Source organism: Azonexus sp. (assembly GCF_036170495.1).
Taxonomy (GTDB): domain Bacteria; phylum Pseudomonadota; class Gammaproteobacteria; order Burkholderiales; family Rhodocyclaceae; genus Azonexus.
The window spans coordinates 1-3,527 of sequence record NZ_JAVHPH010000228.1 but is presented as its reverse complement, the minus strand read 5'-3'; the positions used below and the strand labels follow the sequence as shown (position 1 = coordinate 3,527).

Here is a 3,527-nt window from a genome sequence, read left to right as displayed (position 1 = left end):
GCTTCTTCATCCTGCGCGCTCATTACCGCAGCCCGCTGAACTATTCGGATGCCCATCTCGACGACGCGCGGCGCAGTCTGGATAGTCTGTATTTCACGCTGCGCGATGTGCCGGCGGCAGCTGTCACCATCGACTGGAACAACGATTTCGCGGCCCGTTTTGCTGCCGCGCTGAACGAGGATTTCGACTCGCATGGCGCCATTGCGGTGCTCTTCGAAGTGGCGGCTGAGGCCAATCGTCAGAAGAGTGGCGAACTGTCCGGTTTGCTCAAGGCGCTGGGCGCCGTGATTGGCCTGCTCGAGCGCGAGCCGATGGCTTATCTGCAGGGCGGTGGGGCGGCTGGCGGCCTCGACGAGGCGGCGATCGAGCAGCTGATCGCCGATCGGGCAGCGGCCAAGAAGGCCAGGAATTTTGCCGAGTCGGATCGTATTCGCGATGAACTGAAGGCGGCGGGGATTGCGCTGGATGATAGTCCGCAGGGGACGACCTGGCGTCGGGCCTGAGTTTTTCCGTTTAATTAGCTTGGGGTTCCGCCTTGCTGGCGGGCGTACTTTCTTTTGCTTCGCCAAAAGAAAGTAGCCAAAGAAAAGGCGACCCCAGGGTCGGCGCCCTGCGGGTTCCTTGCGCTACTCGGCGGGCCGGGCGGCTTGCTAAACTCGCCTGCGGCTCAGACAACGCAAGCCGACTGCCCCCGGCCCGCCTGCGTTGCTCAGCGCCTCTCATGGGGCCCCAAAGGCGTCCGAGCTCAAACGGCATCCGCGTCACTAACTTCCACGGTCAACCGGGAAAAAGGCCAAAAATTGAAATCCATAGCTCCGGCGTGGACGCCTTGCCGGGCCCCTTGAGAGGTGCCGAGCAACGCAGGGGCTGGCGGATAAAGGGCGAGGACTGTCTGAGGGCGAAGCCCGAGTTCCGCAGCCCCCGCCAGTCCCGAGTAGCACAGGGAACCGGCGAAGCCGGCACCGACCCAGGGTCGCCTTCTTTTTGGTTACTTTTTCTTGGCGAAACAAGAAAAAGTGAGACGCCCCGCAAGGGCGGAACTCCAAGTTAATTTAGAAGAATGCCGGACCAAACATTGACTCCCTTTGACGGGAGAACGAGGTGCTACTTCAGAATCTTCCCGCCTTGCCCAATAACCGTCAGTTCAACAAAGCGCGACCCGAGCCGGGTGTTCGGGCCGTAGTTGATGCGGTAGCCACCGAGGTCAGCCCCGTTCATGCTTTCCAGGGAGCTCACCAGTTTGTCGCGGCTGAGATCCTTGCCGGCCCGCTTGAGGCCCTCGATCATGGTCCGGGCCATGAGGTAGCCTTCCATCCCGTAGTACGAGTAGGCGCCCTTGTCGGAGAGCTTTTGATAGTCGCGGACGACCGGTACGACGTTGTTCCACGGATAGGGAACGACCTGCGATACGCCAATGCCGCGTGAATCGGGGCCGAGTTCCTGAACGAGCAGTTCGGCGCCGACCGGGGAAAGCGTCATCAGCATCGGGTGCTGGCCGATTTTTTTCATGGCTTTGACGAAGGCGGCCGTTGGTTTGTACAGCGTCACCATGACCACGGCTTGCGGCGTCGTTTTGGCAATGGCTTCGACGGCCTTGGTGACATCCAGCGAATTGCGCTCGATGGTGCCGACGGCAGACGGCGCGAGGTTGTATTTTTTGAGCGCCGCAGTGACACCATCCAGGCCGGATTTGCCGAAACCGTCGTTTTGGTAAAACACGGCGATATTCTTCAGACCGAGCGAGACCATCTGGTTGACAATGGCTTCGGCTTCGTCGGCGTAACTCGCCCGGACGTTGAACATGTAGCGCGCATTGGGATTGGTGGCGAGCGATTCGCGCAGGGTGGCGGCGCCGGAAATGGTGCCGACCAGGGGCACCTTGGCCGGACCGAAGACGGTATTCATGGTTTCGGTGGTCGGGCTCGAGCCGTAATAGGCGAGTAGTGCGAAGACATTCTTTTCCTTGATCAGCGTCCTGGTGTTGGCGACGGTGCGCTCGGTTTCGTAGCCGTCGTCGAGGGCGATCAGTTCGAGCTTGCGGCCATTGATGCCGCCGGCCTTGTTGATCTGGTCGAAATAAGTCGTAATGGTTTGCCGCATGTCGAGGCCATAGGCGCCATTCGGACCGGATAAGGGGGCCGACATGCCGAGCGTGATCGTGGTCTCGGTGACGCCGGGCTCGGCCCAGCACATCGTGGAAAAGGCAATTACGCCAACGGTGGCCAAGCGCTTGAGAATTCGCATTGTTTGTCTCCCCCCTTGTTTTGATCGAATGATTCTAACAGTCGAGGATATTACCGGGAACACGGTCGGCCTTTCGGCAATTTGTTCAGTGCTACGGTCAACCGGAAAAAGGGCCAAAAATGAAACAGCCCCGGTGTCCCGAAAGTTTCGGGACACCGGGGCTGTGGTGCAAAGTCAGGCGTTATTCCGCAAAGAAATCCTTAACTTTGTAGTTTCGGCCGGCACTTTGTGCCTTAACCTGAACGGCCGGTTAGCCTTCTCTGCAAAGTTAAGGCGTTATTCCGCAAAGAAATCCTTAACTTTGTCCATCCACGATTTCGAGCGCGGATTGTGTTTGCCGGTGTTGGCACGGCTGGATTCTTCCAGTTCGCGCAGCAATTCCTTCTGGCGCTCGGTCAGGTTCACCGGGGTCTCGACGATGACGTGGCACATCAGGTCGCCATGGCTATGGCTACGCACCCCCTTGATGCCCTTGCCGCGCAGACGGAAGACGCGTCCGGACTGCGTTTCGGCTGGAATCTTGATGGCCGCGGCGCCGTCCAGGGTCGGGATTTCGATTTCGCCACCAAGAGCTGCGGCAGTGAAGGAGATCGGCATCTCGCAATGCAGGTCGTTGTGGTCGCGCGTGAATACGGCGTGCGGCTTGAGGTGAATCTGCACGTAGAGATCGCCCGGTGGGCCGCCATTGACGCCATGCTCGCCTTCGCCGGACAGACGAATGCGATCACCTTCATCAACCCCGGCCGGAATCTTGACGGCCAGCGTCTTGTGTTGCTTGATGCGGCCGGCGCCGTCGCAGCTCTTGCAAGGCTCGGCGATGAAACGGCCGGTGCCGTGACATTTGTGACAGGTCTGCTGGATCGAGAAGAAGCCTTGTTGCAGGCGAACCTGGCCGGAGCCGCCGCAGGTCGGGCAGGTCTTCGGCTGGGTGCCGGGCTTGGCACCGGAGCCGTTGCAGGGCTCGCAGATTTCCATGGTCGGAATACGGATCTTGGTTTCCGTACCGTGGGCGGCTTGTTCGAGCGTGATTTCCAGGTTGTAGCGCAGGTCGGCGCCGCGATAGATATTGGAGCGACCGCCACCGCTGCCGCCGCGACCGCCGAAAATTTCGTCGAAAATGCCGCCGAAGGCATCGGCAAAGCCGGCGCCGCCACCACCACCCATGCCGGCCTGCTGGTCAAGCCCGGCGTGGCCGTACTGGTCGTAGGCCGAGCGTTTCTGGCTATCAGACAGGATTTCGTAGGCTTCCTTGGCTTCCTTGAACTTCTCCTCGGCGCCCGGAT

General features: G+C 60.2%; 3 protein-coding genes. 1 reads left to right on the top strand and 2 read right to left on the bottom strand.

All coding sequences use genetic code 11. The annotated features are described in order from the left end of the window. Positions 1-503, top strand: a 503-nt coding sequence (locus ADADOO_RS07780) for a DALR domain-containing protein (protein WP_511276449.1), incomplete at its 5' end; no start/stop codon positions are given. A gap of 601 nt (positions 504-1,104) precedes the next feature. Here the strand turns inward: ADADOO_RS07780 and ADADOO_RS07775 are convergent. Then, positions 1,105-2,244, bottom strand: a complete 1,140-nt coding sequence (locus ADADOO_RS07775) for an ABC transporter substrate-binding protein (RefSeq protein WP_511276448.1) — start codon at positions 2,242-2,244, stop codon at positions 1,105-1,107. Between the two features lie 276 nt (positions 2,245-2,520). Further along, positions 2,521-3,527 (bottom strand): molecular chaperone DnaJ (gene dnaJ / locus ADADOO_RS07770; RefSeq protein ID WP_511276446.1); only part of this gene is annotated, 1,007 nt, incomplete at its 5' end.

Excerpts from the sequence above, each read along its gene's own strand:
- ADADOO_RS07775 (WP_511276448.1), bottom strand. The coding sequence starts at position 2,244 with ATGCGAATTCTCAAGCGCTTGGCCACCGTTGGCGTAATTGCCTTTTCC.